The organism is Pseudarthrobacter raffinosi, assembly GCF_023913835.1.
Lineage (GTDB): Bacteria > Actinomycetota > Actinomycetes > Actinomycetales > Micrococcaceae > Arthrobacter > Arthrobacter raffinosi.
Genome location: NZ_JAMXBG010000006.1, coordinates 1 through 19,373, shown reverse-complemented (window position 1 = coordinate 19,373; position 19,373 = coordinate 1). Strand labels below are relative to the sequence as shown.

At 66.5% G+C, this 19,373-nt stretch carries 12 protein-coding genes and 2 tRNA genes; 3 read left to right on the top strand and 11 right to left on the bottom strand.

Going from position 1 to position 19,373, the window contains the following annotated elements:
- Positions 1–3 precede the first annotated feature (3 nt).
- The 4 genes from NG697_RS07475 to NG697_RS07460 form a co-directional block, all read right to left on the bottom strand.
- Complete coding sequence (locus tag NG697_RS07475) at positions 4–2,040, bottom strand: YhgE/Pip family protein (protein WP_252613933.1); 2,037 nt, start codon at positions 2,038–2,040, stop codon at positions 4–6.
- Positions 2,037–2,744: a sugar ABC transporter ATP-binding protein gene (locus tag NG697_RS07470; protein WP_252599752.1), complete on the bottom strand. Its 708-nt coding sequence runs from the start codon at positions 2,742–2,744 to the stop codon at positions 2,037–2,039. The genes NG697_RS07475 and NG697_RS07470 overlap by 4 nt, the downstream gene beginning before the upstream one ends.
- A 124-nt stretch (positions 2,745–2,868) precedes the next feature.
- A complete protein-coding gene (locus tag NG697_RS07465) occupies positions 2,869–4,374 on the bottom strand; it encodes a dihydrolipoyl dehydrogenase family protein (protein ID WP_252613931.1) in 1,506 nt (501 codons plus the stop codon).
- Between the two features lie 281 nt (positions 4,375–4,655).
- Positions 4,656–4,729 (bottom strand) — tRNA-Arg (locus tag NG697_RS07460).
- A gap of 276 nt (positions 4,730–5,005) precedes the next feature.
- On the opposite strand from NG697_RS07460, the gene NG697_RS07455 reads away from it, so the two are divergent.
- Complete coding sequence (locus NG697_RS07455) at positions 5,006–6,832, top strand: phosphoenolpyruvate carboxykinase (GTP) (RefSeq protein ID WP_252613929.1); 1,827 nt, start codon at positions 5,006–5,008, stop codon at positions 6,830–6,832.
- A 150-nt stretch (positions 6,833–6,982) separates the two neighbouring features.
- Here the strand turns inward: NG697_RS07455 and NG697_RS07450 are convergent, their stop codons facing one another.
- From NG697_RS07450 to NG697_RS07435, 4 genes are all read right to left on the bottom strand, one after another.
- A complete protein-coding gene (locus tag NG697_RS07450; RefSeq protein ID WP_252599747.1) occupies positions 6,983–8,143 on the bottom strand; it encodes a globin domain-containing protein in 1,161 nt (386 codons plus the stop codon).
- 141 nt (positions 8,144–8,284) lie between these two features.
- Complete coding sequence (locus NG697_RS07445; RefSeq protein ID WP_252599746.1) at positions 8,285–8,734, bottom strand: RrF2 family transcriptional regulator; 450 nt, start codon at positions 8,732–8,734, stop codon at positions 8,285–8,287.
- Positions 8,735–8,751: 17 nt separating this feature from the next.
- Positions 8,752–9,240 (bottom strand): hypothetical protein, encoded by a 489-nt coding sequence (locus NG697_RS07440; RefSeq protein ID WP_252599744.1) that lies wholly within the window; start codon positions 9,238–9,240, stop codon positions 8,752–8,754.
- Between the two features lie 7 nt (positions 9,241–9,247).
- On the bottom strand, positions 9,248–10,666 hold the full coding sequence (locus NG697_RS07435) for a phosphomannomutase/phosphoglucomutase (RefSeq protein WP_252599743.1): 1,419 nt from the start codon (positions 10,664–10,666) through the stop codon (positions 9,248–9,250).
- Positions 10,667–10,762: 96 nt separating this feature from the next.
- Between NG697_RS07435 and NG697_RS07430 the strand changes: the two genes are divergently transcribed.
- On the top strand, positions 10,763–12,943 hold the full coding sequence (locus NG697_RS07430) for a RecQ family ATP-dependent DNA helicase (protein ID WP_252599742.1): 2,181 nt from the start codon (positions 10,763–10,765) through the stop codon (positions 12,941–12,943).
- Here the strand turns inward: NG697_RS07430 and NG697_RS07425 are convergent.
- The 3 genes from NG697_RS07425 to NG697_RS07415 all read right to left on the bottom strand — a co-directional run bounded on the left by NG697_RS07425 (position 12,867) and on the right by NG697_RS07415 (position 17,136).
- Positions 12,867–14,348 carry an MFS transporter gene (locus tag NG697_RS07425; RefSeq protein ID WP_252599740.1) on the bottom strand — a complete coding sequence of 494 codons (1,482 nt, stop codon included), beginning with the start codon at positions 14,346–14,348 and terminating at the stop codon, positions 12,867–12,869. The two genes, NG697_RS07430 and NG697_RS07425, sit on opposite strands and share 77 nt — an antisense overlap.
- Positions 14,349–14,627: 279 nt before the next feature.
- Positions 14,628–14,715, bottom strand: a tRNA-Ser gene (locus NG697_RS07420).
- A gap of 135 nt (positions 14,716–14,850) precedes the next feature.
- On the bottom strand, positions 14,851–17,136 hold the full coding sequence (locus NG697_RS07415) for a prolyl oligopeptidase family serine peptidase (protein ID WP_252599738.1): 2,286 nt from the start codon (positions 17,134–17,136) through the stop codon (positions 14,851–14,853).
- A gap of 75 nt (positions 17,137–17,211) precedes the next feature.
- Here NG697_RS07415 and NG697_RS07410 point away from each other — a divergent pair, with 75 nt between their 5' ends.
- Entirely contained in the window at positions 17,212–19,236 is a 2,025-nt protein-coding gene (locus tag NG697_RS07410) for an FAD/NAD(P)-binding protein (protein WP_252613927.1), read from the top strand.
- The last annotated feature ends 137 nt before the right edge of the window (positions 19,237–19,373 follow it).

Below are 19,373 nucleotides of genomic sequence, written 5' to 3'. Positions count from 1 at the left end.
GGCTCATACCGCGATCTCCGGTTTGAGCGTTTTGAGTGTCCAGTACTTATGCTTCCGGACAGCAAACGTGGACATCGCCGCGCCCAGCAACGTGTAGCCGAGCAGCCCCAGGACAGTGGGCACGATCCCGGACAGGTCCGCGCCGTAGATGAGGTGCCGCATGCCCGTGACCACGTAGCCCATGGGCAGGATTTCGTGGACAACATGGAGAGGCTGCGGGGTGGTCTGCCAGGGGAACGTGCCGCCCGAGGACACCAGCTGTAGCACCAGCAGGATCAGCACCACCAGCTTGCCGGGTGACCCCAGCAGCGCCACGATGCCTTGGATGATGGCGCTGAAGGCCATGGCCGCGGCCAGCATAAACAGCCACATCAGCACCGGATGCGCGGGGTTGAGGCCCAACGCCAGGTTCACCACGAGGGTCAGCAGGCTAGCCTGCACCACCGAAACGGCAAGGAACGGAAGCCAGCCGCCGACGGCGATTTTCCAGGCCGGGGCGTTCGACGCCAGGGCCCGCTGGGTGATGGGCCGCATCGCCTGGACCAGCATGAAGATGCCGATCCACAAGGCGAGCGTCAGGAAGAACGGTGCCAGCCCCGCGCCGTAGGAGTCCGCCTTTGCCTGGGAGACATTGCTGACCGCAACGGGATCGGCAATCACCTCTGAGAGGCTACTCTTCTGCGAATCGTCCGGGTTGGGCACCTGCCCGGCTCCCTTGGCAATTTCGTCGGTCAGCGTCCGTGAGCCGTCAGCGGCAGTGCCGGCCCCGGCTTCCAGCTGCCCCGCACCGGCGTCGAGCGTTTGCGCCCCTTCCGCGAGGCGTCCGGCGCCGTCGAGCGCAGTCTGCTCGCCGGTGGCCAGCGTGGCCGCCCCGGTGTGGAGCTGGTCAGCGCCACCGGAAGCCTGAATAATGGCGTCCTTCAGCGCAGGGGTGGCCGTGGCCAGCTGAGCTGCGCCGACGCTCACGGCTTCGGAGCCGTCCGCGAGCTGCTGGATCTGGGTGGCGTCGGCCTGGATCCGGGTTTTCGCCGCGGCTACGGGGCTGGAGGCTGCCACCGTATCGAAGTCGGCCAGGATTTTGTCTGCCTGCACCTGGGTGATCACTTCGGAGGCGACCAGGCGGGCATTCGATTCGATCACGCGCGTCCGGAGTCCTTGGTCCGCGGCATCAAGCTGCGTGACGACGTCCTGGACCTTGGTATTGAGCTGGGCGTTCCCCGCGGCAACCTGGGCCGCGCCGTTGGCCAGCGTCCGGGTGTCGGTGGGCAGCGTGGCGGTGCTGTCCTTCAGGACGGAGAGCCCGCTGCTGAGCTGCCCGGCGCCGTCGGTCAGCTGATTGGCCCCGTCCCGCAATTTCAGCTGGCCGTTGTACAGCTCACCGGCTCCTGCGCTGAGCTCGCTGGTGCCCGTATGCAGGGTGACCGTCCCGTCGCGGAGGTTGGCCATGCCGTCCGTCAGCTGCCCGGCGCCGTCTGCGGCCTTGAGCATCTGGGCGTGGATGGTGCCGAAGCCGGTGAGCAGCTGGTTCGCCGTCTCTTCACCCACTTCCTTGGCCACCGTTGTGTGCACCGCGGTGGTCAGCTTGTCCACGATGGTGCTCAGCAGGTAGTTGTTGGCATCGTTGGTGGTGACGTTCAGCATCGCCTGGCTGGCCGAATCGAAGCTGCCGGGCGAGACCAGGTTTGTGGAGAATTCTGCCGGGATTTTCAGTGCAAACGCGTACTTGCCGCTGCTGACCCCTGCGTCGGCCTCGGCCGCCGAGGGGACCGCCTGCCAGTTGAAGACGTTCCCCTCCACCAGGCCGTCCGCCACCTTCTTGCCCGCCTGGAGCTCGGTGCCGTCGCTGGACGTGGCGCCGGTGTCTTCCACCACCAGGGCGGCCTCGATCTGGTTCAGGTTCCCGTAGGGATTCCAGTTGGCGTACAGGTACACGGCCCCGTACAGGAGCGGCACCATGATCAGGGCCAGGATGGTCAGCTTCGGCAGCAACCCGCCGGTCATCCGCTTGAGTTCGGAACGGGCCAGCCGCAGCACGGTCACTTGGCATCCTCGGTTTCGAGTAAGAGGGATTCGGTTTCTTCGTCTGTGAGAGTCGGCGCATCGGGGGCTTCGTCCACGTCCGGGACGGCGTTACCGATCACCGTGGCCGGTCCCGTCCACCCTGCCGGGAGGGCAGTAACGGTGACGACGACGGCGAGCGGCCGGCCGGCGTCGTACGCCAGCTCCTCAAGCCGCGGGAGCCAGTCCGCAGCGTGGGCACCGTGCCTGTCGGGGGAGTCCACCACCAGGAGGTCCGTGTGCGGGTTGGCGAGGGCCAGGGCCGTCAGCAGTTCAATGCGCCGGTCCGGCGCCAGCTGCTCCGTCCACAGGTCCGCGATGTCCTCGAAACTGTTGACTTTGAGCCAGGGCTTGCTCAGCAGCGCGCCGCGGTAGCGGCGGGGAATCAGGGCGAGGTCCTCGGTGACAAGGTCCCGGACACTGAGGTGCTGCTCGGGCTCATTCACGTTGGGGGAATCCACCAGGGCGCTCGCGAGGCGGAGGGATTTGGTGCGTTCGTTGGCGTCCCAGGACATCCGGCCGCCAGTGGGTTTCATGCGCCCGCTGATGGTCAGGGCAAGGGCTGTCCGCTGGTCCTGGCGTTCGGCGGTGACGAGGAGGAGCTCACCCCGGCCGACCCGCAGAGAGGTGGGCGGAAGCAAATCGTCGCGCCGGCCCTTCACAAGGAGCTGCTGTACGGAGAGCAAAAATGGCCTTTCGACGGTGTATGTCCACCTTCAGCCTAACTGAACTGACTGGTCAGTTCAAATAGTGAGTGTGGAGGAGGCGCGGGTGAAGTAGGCCAGCGCGAGCGGACACTTGCGGCCTCTCCTACAAGCCGTACTTCTCCAGGAGCCGCAGCCACACCTCGCTGACCGTGGGAAACGATGGCACCGCATGCCACAGCCGCTCCAGCGGGACCTCGCCCACCACTGCGATGGTGGCCGCGTGCAGCAGTTCGCCCACGTCCGGGCCCGCGAAGGTGGCGCCGAGCAGGACCCGCCGGTCCTCGTCCACCACCAGTTGCGCCCAGCCTTCGTAGTGTTCCGAATGCAGGGACGAACCCGACACTTGGATTGGCAGCTCCACGGACGACACGTTGTAACCGTCCTGCTTTGCCTGCTCCACTGTGCGCCCGACGGCCGCCAGTTCGGGATCGGTGAACACCACGTTCGGGACGGCATGCTGGTTGGCGGTCTGGGCGTACCGGCTCCAGGCCGCGGGGACGCCGCTGAGCTCGCCCTTGGCTCGGGCCGCGATGGCGTCGCCGGTAGCCCGGGCCTCGTACTTGCCCTGGTGCGTTAAGAAATTTCTGCCGGCGGCGTCGCCAACAGCGTAAAGCCAGGGGTTCTCGCCTTCCACGCCGTTCTCGCCCGGGGTACCCGGGACGTCCGGGACGCCCTGGACTAGTCCAGTGGAGTCGGTGGTGAGTTTCAGTGGCTGCACGTCCTGCGCCTCGAAGCCCAGGCTTTCCAGGCCGAGGCCTTCGAGGGCGGGATGCCGGCCTGTTGAAACGAGGACTTTGTCCGCAATGACGGTGGTGCGGCCGTCCGTCGTCTGGTCCTGAAGTGTCAGGGTGAACGTGCCGTCGTCGTTTTCCCGGACACTTTCGGTGGACGTGTTGAGGCGGACCGCCACGCCGTCCGCGCGCAGCCCCGCGACCACAAGTTTGCTGGCCTCTGCGGGGAACGTGCCCAGCAGGCCGCTCCTGGCCACCAGCGTCACGTCCGAGCCCAGGCGTGCGAATGCCTGCGCCAGCTCGCTGCCCGCGACGCCCCCGCCGATTACAGCCAGGCGCTCCGGTACCTCCTTGGCCGAGGTGGCTTCGCGTGTGCCCCAGACCTGCAGGTCCGCCAGCCCGTCGATGGGAGGTGTGGTTGGCGTAGAGCCGGTGGCGAGTACGACGGCGTGACGCGCCTTGAGCTCGTAAGTGTTGCCGTCCAGCCCGGCTACTTCAACGGTGCGCGGCGCGGTGATCCAGCCGTGGCCACGGATCAGCTCAATCCCGGTATCTTCCAGCCACTTCACCTGGCTGTCGTCCTGCCAGTTTGCGGTGAAATAGTCCCGGCGCTTCAGGACTGCCGCTGCATTCAGTGTCAGGGTGACGGCTTCCGCCGCGCCGGGTACCGTCTGAGCGCCGTGCAGGGCGGTGCCGGGGCGGAGCAGGGCTTTGGACGGCATGCAGGCCCAATACGAGCATTCGCCGCCCACCAGTTCGGCTTCAACAAGGACAGCCGTCAGGCCGCCCTGGACCACCCGGTCGGCGACGTTTTCCCCCACGGCACCAGCACCGATCACAATGACATCGAATTCACGTTGCAGCGTTTCAGGCGTCATTCGTCCAGCCTACGCCCGCCTCGCGGGAGGCGGGGAGCGCCGTCGTCGTCATTCCGGTGACTGCAGAACTGCGTAACTTTTGACCGTGTTAGGGCGGGCTCGCCCGCGCGAATCCAGGGGCAGCGCGGGGGTTTGCTACCAAAAGTGACGCATTTCCGCTGGGAAGCTGGCAAGGCGCGGGTGGCCGGGCTGTTCCTGAAGCTGAGGCCGGTGGCAGGAAAGCGGCGCTGCGCTTAACGACAAAAGGCCTGTATCGGCGAACCGATACAGGCCTTTCTCTGTGCGCCCAGAGGGATTCGAACCCCCGGCCTTCTGTTCCGTAGACAGACGCTCTATCCAGCTGAGCTATGGGCGCATTTTGTGTTTCGCGGAGTTTCTTGCTCCCCGAACCTCGAATTACTTTACGCGAGGGTTGCCCGGAGTACCAAATCGAGAGGCATGTAATCTAGCTGACTAGACCGGTCTAGGAGACCTTCGTCACTTAAATACAGTCGTTTGGGCGTGGTTTTCCTTGAATTTGCGCGGTTTTCGGCTCCAACGATCACGAACGTGCACCGCTGACCTCCCATCGCGCCCTTGGGCGGCCAATAGCATTTAGTCCACACCGATGACCCCGAGGAAGGGAACCGCAATGGGCGATCTCGCACGACTGCCGCTGCTTGAGAAAGCACCCACCACGCATGCTGGCCTGCTGGCATGGGTCGAAGAGGTTGCTGGACTCACGCAGCCCGACCGGATCCACTGGGTTGACGGCTCCGAACAGGAAAACACGCGTCTTACCGATGAACTCGTCGCAGCAGGAACGCTGACGCGCCTGAACCAGGAGCTCTTCCCCAACTCTTTCGCTGCATTCTCTGATCCCGCGGACGTAGCCCGTGTGGAAGAACAGACCTTCATCTGCTCCGAGAAGAAGCACGACGCCGGCTTCACCAATAACTGGATGGCCCCGGCTGCGATGAAGGAAAAGCTGCGTGGGCTTTTTGCCGGCTCCATGCGCGGACGCACCATGTACGTCATCCCGTTCGTGATGGGACACCTCGACGCTGAGGATCCCAAGTTCGGCGTGGAGATCACCGACAGCGCCTACGTTGTTGCCTCGATGCGCATCATGGCCCGCATCGGCACCGACGTGCTGAACCGCATCACTGAGACCAACGCATTCTTCGTGCCGGCCCTCCACTCCCTGGGTGCGCCGCTCGAAGCAGGCCAGGCGGACGTGCCATGGCCGTGCAACACGGACAAGTGGATCGTTCACTTCCCGGAGGAGCGCTCCATCTGGTCCTTCGGCTCCGGCTATGGCGGAAACGCGCTGCTCGGCAAGAAATGCTACGCCCTCCGTATCGCCTCTGTGATGGCCCGCGACGAAGGCTGGCTGGCCGAGCACATGCTCATCCTGAAGCTGACCTCGCCCGAGCAGAAGACCTACTACGTCTCGGCTGCCTTCCCGTCCGCCTGCGGCAAGACCAACCTCGCGCTGCTCGATCCCACCATCGAAGGCTGGAAGGTGGAGACGCTCGGTGACGACATCACCTGGATGCGTTTCGGCAAGGAAGGCGAGCTCCGCGCCGTCAACCCCGAGGCAGGCCTCTTCGGCGTGGCTCCGGGCACCGGCTGGGGCACCAACCCCAACGCGATGCGCGCCATCGCCAAGGGCAACAGCATCTTCACCAACGTGGCACTGACCGACGACGGCGGCGTGTGGTGGGAGGGCATGACTGAGGAAGTGCCCGCTCACCTGACCGACTGGCAGGGCAACTCCTGGACCTCGGATTCGGACAAGCCCGCAGCCCACCCGAACTCGCGCTTCTGCACGCCGATCGACCAGATCGACATGCTGGCCGAGGAGTACAACAACCCCGACGGCGTGGAGCTTTCCGCGATCCTGTTCGGCGGCCGCCGCAAGACAACCATCCCCCTGGTGACCGAGGCGCGCAGCTGGTCAAACGGCATCTTCATGGGTTCCACGCTGTCCTCCGAGACCACTGCCGCGGCAGCCGGTGCGGTGGGCGTGGTCCGCCGCGACCCCATGGCCATGCTGCCGTTCATGGGCTACGACGCCGGCGACTACCTCAACCACTGGGTGAACCTGTCCGCCAAGGGCAACCCGGAGCGCCTGCCCAAGATCTTCCTGGTCAACTGGTTCCGCCGCACGGCCGAGGGTGGCTTCGCCTGGCCCGGCTTCGGCGACAACGCCCGCGTCCTCAAGTGGGCCATCGAACGCCTGGAAGGCAAGGCAGACGCCGTCGAGACGCCGATCGGCTTTGTTCCCACCGCCGAATCCATCGACCTCAAGGGCCTGGACATGACGCCGGCCCAGGTCGAGGAAGCTGTCCGCGTTGACCCGGCCGAGTGGGCCACCGAGCTCGCGTCCATCGAGGAATGGTACGCCAACTTCGGCGATTCCCTCCCCGAGGCGCTGCAGTCCGAGCTTGCCGGCCTGAAGGCCCGCCTGGGCTGATCCCCACTGCAAAGTACAACGGCGGCCCCGCACCTTTTGCAAGAAAGGTGCGGGGCCGCCGTCGTCCGTCTCCATGAGTTTTTGTCCAGATAATCCCGCCAAATGCCCCGCTTGGACGCGATATCTGGACAAAAACTCCTATGAGCGGGGTTAGGAAGCCAGCCAGATGTCCGGTCCGAAGACCTCGTAGTGGATCCTCGTGGCCGGGATGCCGGCGTTGATGGCCTCGTTGCGGATGTGCTTCATAAACGGCAGCGGTCCGCAGAGGTACAACGACGCGTTGGCCGGCAGGTCGACTTCACGCAGTGACATAAACCCCTCGTTGGCCCCGGGGCGTGGCTCTTCAAGCCACAGCTGGAGGTCGGCACCCGCTAGGCGTTCGACGTCGTCCGTCATCTGACCGCGCAGCGCCCAGCTGTCCAGTGTGCTTTCCGCATGCAGCACCAGCACCTGCCGGTCGGAGCCCGACTCGGCGAGTGACCGGAGGATCGACGCCGTCGGCGTGCAGCCGATGCCGGCCGATGCCAGGACCACCGGACCGTCGCCGTCCTTGAGGGTGATCTCGCCGTAGGGGTTGGAGAGTTCCAGGATGTCACCGACTCCGACGCCGCGGTGCAGCACCGGGGACACCTCGCCGTCGTCGTCCAGCTTGGTGGTGAAGGTGCGGCCGGTGCCGGCGTCATCGGAGAGTGAGTACTGCCGGACCTGGCGCAGCCCGTCCGGGAGTTGCACCTTGACGCTCACGTACTGGCCGGGCAGCGCGCGGGTGATGGGGGTGTCGTCCGCGGGTTCAAGGGTGAAGGTCATGGCGCCGGTGCCCGCAAAAGTCTTGGAGGCGACCCGCCACGGGGTCCACATTTTGTCGTTCGCCTGGATGGCGTAGAGGCCCTTTTCGATCTTGATCAGGGCATCGGCCATCAGCCAGTAGACCTCGGTCCAGGCCTCGGCGATTTCAGGCGTGATGACCTCGGCGAGGTCCTCGGCGATGGCGGCGAAGAGGTGCTCGTAGACCACCTGGTACTGGGGCTCAGTGATGCCGAGCGACGCGTGCCGGTGGGCGATGCGGGAAAGCACGGTTTCGGGGAGGGTGCCGGGGTTGTTGACCAGGTGCGTGGCGAAAGCGGCGATGCTTCCGGCCAGCGCCTGCTGTTGGTTGCCCGAGCGCTGGTTGGAGCGGCTGAACAGGCCATCCAACAGTTCCGGGTGGGCGGCGAACAGCCGTGCATAGAACTTGGGAGTGATGGCGCCGATCCGGGAACCGACGAGCGGCAGGGTGGCCTCAATGACGGGGCGGGATTTGTCCGAGAGCATGTGTACTCCTGCGATAGGGGACCGGGTTTTCGTCCGGTCAATATGAATACTTACATTTGAAATGCGTATATTCGTACCCCAAGTTCTACACCTCGTAGAAGTTGGAATCAAATCGGTGGGGGATGTGGGCTCGGCGCCGGGCTACAGGCCGGGGCGCAGGCCGATCATCTGGAAGACGGGTGTCATCTGCCGCGAGCCTGGAAGTTCGGCCACAACCACTGCATCAAGTTCCCGGTAAAACGCTTCACGGGCGCGGGCCAGCGCGGCGCGAAGCCTGCATTCATGGATCAGCGGGCAGTCGCCGCCCGGAGCGACACAGTCGGCGGCGTCCGTCCGGGTGTCCAGGGCCCGCAGGACCTGGCCCGCCGTTGCCCGGCGGCCAGCGGAGCTGAGCCTGGATCCGCCCGACCTGCCACGCTCTACCTCGATCAGGCCCAGGCTGCGCAGCCTGGCCATCGCCTTGCTGACGTGGTTGTACGGTGTGCCCACGGCATCGGCGATGTTCTGCGTGGTCAGGAGGGTCGCCCCGGGCGCGGCGGCCAGAACCATCAGCGCCCGGAGGCTGACGTCTGCGAAGGCGTTGATTTTCATGGCAACCGGGGCGCGGTCTAGTCCACCCAGACGGTGGGTTCGCTGGTGTCAGCGGCGAGCTGGCCAAACTCCCGTTCGTGGGTCCCGGTGTTGGCGGCGTAAGGGAGGACCGCGGCGAAAACGGATCCGTCGCGGTGTTCAGCAGCTACATGGATGGCATCTGTTTCTTCCTCGACCAAGAGGATGTCGCAGACAATTGCGGCTGCGCGGAAATCAGCACGGTTCTGCCGGAGCAGTTCGGTGAGGTCGCTGATCATCGTGTCCGCGTCGAAGTCACCGTCGGAGCCGTCCTGGGCATCAGCCGGTGTGACGGCCACGAGGCGGACTTCGCCGTCGTTCTCCACCACCAGTGCGAACGGCAGGAAGCCGCCGTTTCGCTCGAGCTGTTCCTGGGCTGCGCCGACGCCTATGCCCAGCAGGTTTTCCAGGTCCGTGGCCGAGGCCTCCGGAACGGAATCCCGCCACGAAGCCACCGCAGCCGGGCCGTCCGTGGCTTCGTGGGCCATCTTCGGTTTAGCGCCTGACATTGGAGAGCACGCGGTCCCGGACGCGTTCCATCGTGGCCCGGTCCGTTGCTTCCACGTTCAGGCGGAGGAAGGGCTCGGTGTTGGACGGGCGCAGGTTGAACCAGAAGCTGCCGTCATTGGCCGTGAATGTGCTGCCGTCCATGGTGTCCACGGTGATGTCCTCGGCGGCGAAGTCGGTGCGGACGCGCTCTACGGCGCCGGCCTTGTCCTCGATTTCGGAGTTGATCTCACCGGAGGAGACATAGGGCTCGTACTCGCGGCCGAGCTCGGACAGCGGTCCGTCCTGCTCGCCGAGGGCAGCGAGCACGTGCATTGCCGCCAGCATCCCGGTGTCTGCGTTCCAGAAGTCGCGGAAGTAGAAGTGGGCAGAGTGCTCGCCGCCGAACACTGCACCTTCCTCGGCCATGACTGCCTTGATGAACGAGTGGCCCACGCGCGTGCGGACGGCGCGGCCGCCGTCGTGCTCTACCAGTTCGGGCACTGCACGGGAGGTGAGCAGGTTGTGGATGACGGTGGGCGTTGCCTCGCCCTGCGCCTGGGCGCGGGCGATTTCGCGGCGTGCCACCATACCGGTGACGGCTGATGGCGACACGGGCTCACCATTTTGGTCGATGACGAAGCAGCGGTCGGCGTCGCCGTCGAATGCCAGGCCGATATCGGCGCCGTGCTCAATGACGGCGGCCTGCAGGTCGCGGAGGTTTTCCGGCTCGAGGGGGTTGGCCGGGTGGTTCGGGAAGGAGCCGTCCAGCTCGAAGTAGAGTGGAATGATCTCGAACGGCAGCTTGGGCAGGAGGGCGTCGCCCAGCACCGCCGGAGTGGTGAGGCCGGCCATGCCGTTGCCTGCGTCCACAACTACCTTCAGCGGCCGGGATCCGGAGAGGTCCACCAGCTGGCGGAGGTACTCGGAGTAGTCCTTCAGGACGTCGTGGACGCCGATCAGGCCTCGGACGGGGGCCGCCGGGATGGACCCTTCGTTGAGGTACTGCTCGGCGCGGGCCTGGATCTCTTTGAGGCCTGATTCGGAGGAGATGGGCTGCGCGCCGGCCTTCGACATTTTGATGCCGTTGTATTCGGCAGGGTTGTGGCTGGCGGTGAACGTGGCGCCGGCAGCGTTGAGGGAGCCGCAGGCGTAGTAGAGCTCATCGGTGGAAATCAGGTCAAGGAGCTTGACGTCGGCGCCGCGGGTGGCTGCGCCGTCGGCGAATGCCTTGGCGAACTCGGGGGAGGAGGGACGCATGTCGCCGCCTACCAGGATCGTCTGGCCCTCCAGTTCCAGCACATCAACGAACGCGGCGCCCACGGCTTCGACGATTTCAGCGGTGATGGATTCGCCCACGATGCCCCGGACGTCGTAGGCCTTGAAGGATGCCGAGAGGTCAAAAGTTTTTGTCTGTTCGCTAGTCACGGGTCTTATCTTACGTGGACCCGCGGACGTTCACGGTTGTCCACATACGGCGGTCCCGGCTTTATGGGTGTCGGTGGGGGCTGGGATACTGAATCAATGGTCGATACCCAGAACGCCGCCCTTCTTTCCGCTTCCCGCGACTCACCGTCCGCCACAAAGAGCCAGGCGTTGGAGGTTCTCCGCGAACTCGTGGGGCATCCGGCGGCGGATTTCCATGACGGACAGTTTGAGGCGATTGAAGCGCTGGTCGACGGCGGCCGGCGGGCTTTGGTGGTCCAGCGCACCGGTTGGGGAAAATCGGCGGTGTACTTTGTGGCGTCCCTGCTGCTCCGGCGCCGCGGGGCCGGCCCTACTCTGATCGTTTCGCCGCTGCTCGCCCTGATGCGGGACCAGGTGGCTGCCGCCGCCCGCGCCGGAGTGCGTGCAGTGGCCATCAACTCCGCGAACCAGCTGGAATGGGACACCGTCCGGGAACAGCTCGCCGCTGATGAAGTCGACGTGCTGCTGGTTTCGCCGGAACGGCTCACCAACCCGTCCTTCCGTGAGAACCAGCTGCCGGAGCTCATCCGGCGGACGGGCCTGCTGGTTATTGACGAGGCACACTGTATTTCGGACTGGGGCCATGACTTCCGGCCGGACTACCGCAGGATCGCTGACCTGATCACCCAACTGCCGGAGTCCGTCCCTGTCCTGGCCACCACCGCCACGGCCAACTCGCGCGTGGTCCACGACATCGAGGAACAGCTGGGCGCGGGCGTCCTCACTATCCGCGGAACCCTGGGCAGGGATTCCCTGCGCCTGGGCGTCCTCACTTTGCCGAATTCCCGCGAACGGCTGGGCTGGCTCCTGACGCACCTGGCCGATCTGCCCGGCAGCGGCATCATCTACACGCTGACAGTCTCAGCCGCGGAGGACACCGCCAGGCTTCTCGCCGAAGCCGGGCACACCGTGCAGGCCTATACCGGCAGGACCGATCCCGCGGACCGGGAGCGCGCAGAGCAGATGCTCAAGGACAACCAGGTCAAGGCGTTGGTTGCCACCTCGGCGCTCGGCATGGGCTTCGACAAACCGGATCTTGGCTTCGTCGTCCACCTCGGGGCGCCGTCCTCCCCTGTAGCGTACTACCAGCAAGTGGGCCGTGCGGGCCGTGGCGCGGCGAACGCAGATGTGCTGTTGCTGCCGGGTTCTGAAGACCGGGATATCTGGCAGTACTTCGCCACCGCTTCCATGCCATCGGAGGAGAAAGCCACAGCAGTGCTGACGTCGTTGGCTGAGGCCGGCACTGCCGTGTCAACGGTTGCGTTGGAGGCCCGGGTTGATCTCCGCCGCACCCCGCTGGAGCTGCTGCTGAAGGTCCTGGCCGTGGATGGCGCCGTGGAACGTGTCGGCGGCGGGTGGCGTTCCACCGGCCAGCCCTGGATCTACGACGCTGAGCGTTACCGCCGGATCGCCGAGGCCAGGGTGGACGAGCAGGACTCCATGGTGATCTACCAGGACACCGCCGGGTGCCGGATGGAATACATCACCTCGGTCCTCGACGACGAGACGGCGCATCCCTGCGGGAAGTGCGACAACTGCGCCGGCCGCTGGTTCCGGGCCGATATCGCCGACGACGCCACGGCAGCGGCGGGTCAGACGCTCACCCGCGCCGGTGGTGTCCTGGAGGCACGGCTGCAGTGGCCCAGCGGCATGGACCGTTTGGGCGTTCCGGTCAAGGGAAAAATCAAGCCCGACGAAGGACTGGCGGACGGCCGGGTGCTGGCAAGGCTTACCGATCTCGGCTGGGGCGGGGCGCTGCGGGAACTCTTTGCGGCCGGCGCCGCAGACCGGCCGGTGGATCCTGCCATGCTGCAGGCCTGTGTCCAGGTCCTGCGGGAATGGGCTACCGGTGACGGCCGGAACCCGGGCTGGAGCGGTGCAGGCCGGCCGGCCGCGATCGTCAGCATGCCTTCCCGCAGCAAGCCCGAACTGGTCCGTTCCCTTGCCCAGGGAATTTCGGAAATCGGCAGGATCCCCTACCTTGGCGAGCTGGCCCTGGGACACGGCGGACCCACTGGAAGCCGCGGCGGAAACAGCGCGTACCGGTTGGCCGGTGTTTGGGACCGCGTCATGGTGGGCCCGGAGTTGGAGGCCGCCATGGCAACACTTCGTGGCCAGGGCGTGATGCTGATCGACGACCTCGTGGACAGCCGGTGGACCGTTACCGTGGCTGGACGCGCCCTGCGCCAGGCGGGGGCGGGGGCTGTTCTTCCGCTCGTGCTTGCCCAGGCCGGCTGATCTCTGCGCCGGCATGCCGGTGCAGTGACAGGCTGTCCGCCGTACTGAAGAGCATCAGGACGGCCATGGTGAGGAAGGCTCCGCGGAAGGGGCCAGCGTGATCCGCGGGGAAGGCCGCCACGCCGTCGAAAATCCGGATCAGCAGGGCACCAACGGCGATGCCGGCGCCTGCGGCGAGCTGCACCAGGGTCGCCGACACGGAATTGGCCGATGTCAGCTGGGCGGGTGCGATGTCCGCGTACTGCACCGACGCGTAGGCGGAGAAGCCAATGGAGCGGAAGGCCCCGCTGCACACGAGCAGGGCGAAGATCAGGGCCTGCGGCGTGTCCGGAGTGAGCAGGGCGCACAGGGCGAAGGTCACCGCCGATGCCAGGGAGCCGAAGACCAGCATGGCCCGGAAACCGAAACGCCGGATCAGCGGCGTGGTGGCCGGCTTGATGCCGATGTTGCCGATGAACACGGCCGCCACCATGATTCCGGCGTGCAGCGGTGACCAGCCGAAACCGGTCTGGAACATCAGGGGCAGGAGGAACGGCACCGAACTGATGGTCAGGCGGTAGACGAACCCGCCGGTGGCCATGGCCCGGAATGTTCGGGTGGAAAAAACACTGAGATCAAACAGAGGGTTTTTGGCGCGCCTCATCCACAGCACGGCGGCCGCGAGGGCGCATACCCCTGCAGCAGCGCCGATGGCTGCCCATGGACCGTCGGGGTGGGCAGTGGCCAGCTCAAGGCCCACCACCAGGGCGCCCACTCCGGTGGTGGTGAGGAACAGGCCCAGCCAGTCGAGCCTGCGTGCCCTGTCTCCGGCGCCGGCTGGTACCAGACTGAGTGCGGCGATGAACGCGGCCGCCCCCAATGGCAAATTGATGAGGAAGATCCAGTGCCACGACAGGTAGGTGGTCAGCGCGCCGCCTACGAGCGGCGCCAGTACGGGCGCCAGCAGCGCGGGCCACACCAGGAAAGCCGTCGCCCGCAGAAGCTCCGATTTGGGTGTGCCGCGCAGTACCAGGAGGGTGCCGACAGGAACCATCATGGCCCCACCGGCGCCCTGCAGGATCCGGCTCAGCGTCAGCACGGTCAGGTCGGGGCTGATGGCGCAGGCCAGTGAAGCCAGTGTGAACAGGGCGATCGCGAAGCAGAATACTTTGCGGGCCCCCACGCGTTCAGCAAGCCAGCCGCTGAGCGGGATTCCCATGGCCACGGTCATGAGGTAGGCCGTCATGGTGATGTTGACGTCGGCGGCTGGAACGCCAAAGTCGCTGGCGATGTTGGGGATGGCGGTGGTGAGGATGGTGCCGTCCAGGAACTCCATAAAGAATGTGGCAGCCACCAGTAGCGCCAGGCGTGGATTCCACGCCTGGCTTGTGCTGGATTCCGCGCCCGGGGAATTGCTTACTGCCATTCCACCATCCTGCCACCGGCTGCACGGGTGGAGCCTCGTGCGTCCGCACCCCGGACCGCCAGCCTGTCCAGCCCACCCCACTTTCCACGCGCCACGCGCCACGCGCCAGGCACCGACTCCCGCCCGCGCACCACGCCCGTCTCCCGCCCATGTAGGTAGCAGTAACTGTCGTTATGAGCGCTCATAACGACAGTTACTGCTACCTAGTTTGGGTTTGGTGGCATAAAAACACTTCCCCAGGGAACGCAAAAGGCCCCGGTCCAGGACCGGGGCCAAACGCGGAGACGGGGGGATTTGAACCCCCGGTGGAGTTGTGCCCCACACTTCATTAGCAGTGAAGCCCATTCGGCCGCTCTGGCACGTCTCCAATGGCTATTACTAGCCCACCAAGGATACGCAGAACGGGGCACGCAGTGCAAAACGGCCACCGAACGCTTGTCTCAGCCCCGGCGCCCTGCCCCACGGTATGCCTCGCGCCGGGCCCAGGAACAGTGCCCTGGGCTCAACCCCCTGCCAGCGTCCGCCAAAGGAAGTGCTGGCTGCGGGCCTGCAGGGCGGCGGCCTGCCGGTTGTCCGAAGCTCCGGCGTGGCCGCCTTCCAGCGCTTCGTGGAACCAGACATTCGGGATGCCCATCGCCTGCATCCGGGCGGCCATCTTGCGGGCCTGGACCGGTCCCACCCTGTCGTCCGATGTGGCCGTCCAGATGAATGTTTCGGGGTACTCCACGCCGTCCTTGAGCAGGTGGTACGGGGAGAAGGTCTTGATGTACTCCCATTCCGCCGCCACGTCCGGGTCGCCGTATTCGGCGATCCAGGAGTGCCCGGCGGAGAGCTTGGTGTACCGCCTCATGTCCAGCAGCGGAACGCCGCAGGAGATAGCCCCGAAAAGTTCCGGGTAGGTGGTGAGCATGTTGCCCACCAGCAGCCCGCCGTTGGACCCGCCCACGCAGCCAAGCCGCTCCCGGGAGGTGACGCCACGGTGGACGAGGTGCTGCGCCACGGCGGCAAAGTCCTCGAAGGCGCGGTGCCGGTTTTCCTTGAGCGCGGCCCGGTGCCAGGACGGCCCGTATTCGCCGCCGCCGCGGATGTTGGCCACAACGTAGACGCCGCCGCGGGAGTGCGCTGCCTCGCCGGGCCCGCCGGAGGTGGCGGTCCTGCGCTCCAGCCAAGCCCTGCCGACGGTTCCGCTGTACGCAGGGGTCCGGGAGACTTCGAAGCCGCCGTAGCCGGAGAGCTGCGTGGGGTTCTGCCCGTCCAGGACAAGGTCCCGCGAGGCCACCTGGAAGTAGGGGACGCGGGTGCCGTCTGCGGAGACGGCGAAGTGCTGCTGCACCTCGTACTGGTCGTCATTAAAGAACGACGGCGACGCCTTGACTGCCGCATGGCTGCTCACCACGCCAGCCGTCCCGGCAACGCCCCCGCCGGAGCCGGCGGTCCCGGCAGGATCCCGCGTGAGGCTTCCGCGCATCAGTGTGCTGGGGGTGGTGAATCCGGTGGCGACCAGCCAGAAGTCGTCGCCCGCACCGCCGTCGGCCGGTCCTTCATCTTCGTCGTCCACCGCGTAGGCGTTGACGTCGTGCAGCGGCGGGCAGGCATCCAGCAGCGACGAAGCCCAGGCGCCGCCGTCGGCCGCACTCCCGTCGGCCGCACTCCCGTCGGCCGCACCCCCGTCGGCCGCAACGCTTGGAACAGAGGGATCCAGCACCCGGATCTCGGACGAGACGTCCCGCAGCAGGTTCAGCAGCAGGAAATTCCGCGTCCAGCTCCACGACTGCAGCGAAATGTGCGCATCCGGCGTAAACAGCACCAAGAGATCCCGCGCCCCGGCAAGGTAGTCCTCGAACTTCGCAGCCAACAGCGACCCGGCGGGGTACGTGTTGCCCTCAAGGGACCAGTCCTGCTGCGGCCGGAACAGGAGCCATTCGCGGTGCGCACTGAGGTTAACATCTGTCGGCGCATCGATCTCGAGCCAGGCGTCGTCCCAGCGGATGAACGTGCTGCGGTTGTAGAAATCGATGTAGTCCACGGCGAACGTGCGCTCGAAACCCGGAGTGGAATCGTGCGCCACCACGGCCATCATGTGGTCCTCCGGCACCTCAAAAAGCCGGGCGGCCGCGGAAAGGGCGTTGCCGCGTCGCAGGGTGACAGCCGTCCGGGCATACGAGGATGCGGTTCGCGGCAGGTCCCCGGCCGTGGAGGCAACCAGCAGCGTGTCCGCGTCCAGCCACGAGACGTTCCCCTTCGCCGTCGGCAGGTCAAAACCGCCGTCTGCCGGGTCAACAAAGGTGCGGGTCCCGACGTCGAACTCGCGGTAGCGGTTGGCGTCGCCGCCGTCGGGGGAGAGCGCCAGGAGCGCGAGGCGGTACGGGTCGCCAGCGGCGGGGCGCAGGAACGTGGCACCGTGGAAGACCCACTCCTCACCTTCGGCGGCGGCGAGGGCATCCACATCCAGCAGCACGTCCCAGGCGGGGGAGTCCGTCAGGTAGCTTTCCCAGGTGGTGCGGCGCCACAGCCCCTTCGGGTTCGCCTGGTCCTTCCAGAAGTTGTAGTACCACTCGCCGCGCTTGCCCACCATGGCGATCCGGTCCGTGGAGTCCAGCACCTCCAGGATGCTTCCCTCCAGGCCTACGTAATCGGCGTCCTCCAAAAGGTCCTCGGTGCGGGCGTTCTGCTCCCGGACCCAGGCAAGCGGTGCCCCGCCGTAGATCTCCTCCAGCCAGACGTTCTCATCAGTGGGTTCGGGGGCGGGCGATGAACCGGGCGCTTGATCAGCTGCAGTGGTGGTCATGCGCCCCATCCAAACAACATTTTCGCTCCGCAAGCAAGTCAAGTGCCTGCGGCGCATGCCGATACTCTGGATGCCGTGGGTAAATCGAAGAGCATCCGGACAGCCATCATCGGCGCCGGACCGCGGGGAACCAGTGTGCTGGAGCGCCTGCTCGCACACGCCGCCGCCCACGCTGCTGCCCACTCCGGCCCCGCATCCCTCCATATCGACGTCATCGACCCTTATCCGGCAGGTCCGGGGCACGTGTGGCAGGCCGGCCAGTCCCGGCTGTACCTCATGAACACCCAGTCCTTCTATCCCACGGTAATCCCTGAAGACCCCAGGCTGGCGCCGCCCGTCGCGGGCACCACGTTCGACCGCTGGCGTGCCCGGCAGCAGCGTGAGCCGATGCCTGCCCTGACGCTGGACGAGCGGTCCGAACTGGCTGCCTTGGGATCGCGGGACTTCCCCAGCCGGGCACTGTACGGCCGCTACCTGCGCTGCACGCTGGACGAGCTGACGGCAAAACTGCCCGACGGCGTCACCATCAGTTTCCACGAAACGACGGCCGTGTCGGTGCGCCCGTCGCGCGACGGAACAGCGGGGACGCCAGGGGATGGCGCCCCGGCGGACGGCTCTCAAGGGGACGGTACCCCAGGCGGGACAACCCCCAGCACCGGAACGTTCGACGTCGGACTCGCCGGCGGCGGTTCCCTCACGGTCGATTCCGTGGTCCTCGCCTTGGGGCACCTGGCGTCCCGGCTGAACCCGGAACAGCGGGAACTCCAGGCAGCGGCCGCACAGCTGGGCCTGAGCTACTTCCCGCCGGCCGTCCCGGCGGACGTCGACTGGGCCGCGGTTCCGGCCGGCGAACCGGTCCTGGTCCGGGGCATGGGGCTGAACTTCTTCGACGCGATGGGCCAGCTCACGGAGGGCCGCGGCGGAAAGTTCATCGACGCCGGAACCCGGCTCGAGTATCAGCCTTCCGGCCAGGAGCCCCTGATCATTGCGGCCTCCCGCCGCGGCACCCCGTACCGGGCCAAGGCCGCGCTGGCCGGCTACTACCCGGCGGCGGTTACCCTGCGGTACCTGACCGAGGCCGCGCTGGAACGGTTCGCGGCCACCGGAATCCGGCCGGGTTTCGACCACGATCTCTGGCCCCTGCTGCACCGAGACACCCTCTGGGCCTACTACTCCACCCTGGTGCGCTCGCAGCCGGCCGCCGTCCCCGACGCGTCCGAGTTCCTGGCCGCGCTGGAGGATGCGCTGCGGCCGCATGCCCACAGCGCCGCCAACTGGGAGGCCGCTGTGGAGAGCGTCCTTGCAGTGCACGTCGGGCCGCGGCACCGGCTGGACCTGCCGGGCCTCGCGTCTCCCCTGGTGGGCAGGTCCTTCGGATCGCGCGCTGAACTGGATGCCGCCGTCGTCGAGTACTTGCTGGATGACGCCCGCCGCTCAGCACTGGGCGAGCAGGATCCGGTAAAGATGGCCATCGGCGCGCTGCACCATGGGCGCGCGGTGCTGAAAACGGCAGTGGCCGACGGCGGCATCACCGATGAGTCCTGGGTGGCTGGCCTGCGTGGCTGGTTTGAGTCGTTTGTGGAGGGCCTGGCCAGCGGGCCGCCCGCGCTGCGCGCTGAACAGCTGGCTGCCCTGGCGCGCGCCGGCGTGGTCAGTTTTGTAGGGCCCGATCCCCGGTTCAGCGTGGACCGCCGGACAGGCCGCTTTACCGCCGTCTCTCCGTGGGTGAAAGGCCCGCCGGTGGCGGCGAAGACCATGGTGGAGGCCCTCGCGCCGGCGAACCGGGTGTCGGCGAACGCTTCACCGCTGCTGGAACAGCTCCTCGCGGACGGGATGGTGCGGCCCCGGCTGATGATGACGGCGGAAGGTGCGCCGGTGCAGGCCACCGGGCTCGACGTGGCGCCCCACCCGTACCGGCCGGTGGCGGCCAACGGCTCGGTGACCGAGGGTCTCTATGTGCTGGGCCTCCAACTTTCGGCCACCCAGTGGGGCACGGCCATCGCCGCGGAAGCGCTCCAGCCGGGCGGCCCCACGTACGCCAGCGGGCAAAGGACACTCCGCGACGCCGACGAAATCGCGCAGGCGATCCTGGGACACTGAGGCGAAATATTCGTCCTCACGTCCCCTGAGTTTTTGGGCTCTCCTGACTCTTCCGTGGGCGTTTTGAGCGCGCCTTAACGGACGCACGCCGCTTTCCGTCTATAGGTTTCTGACTGTCTAAGGAAAGAAACTTTTAG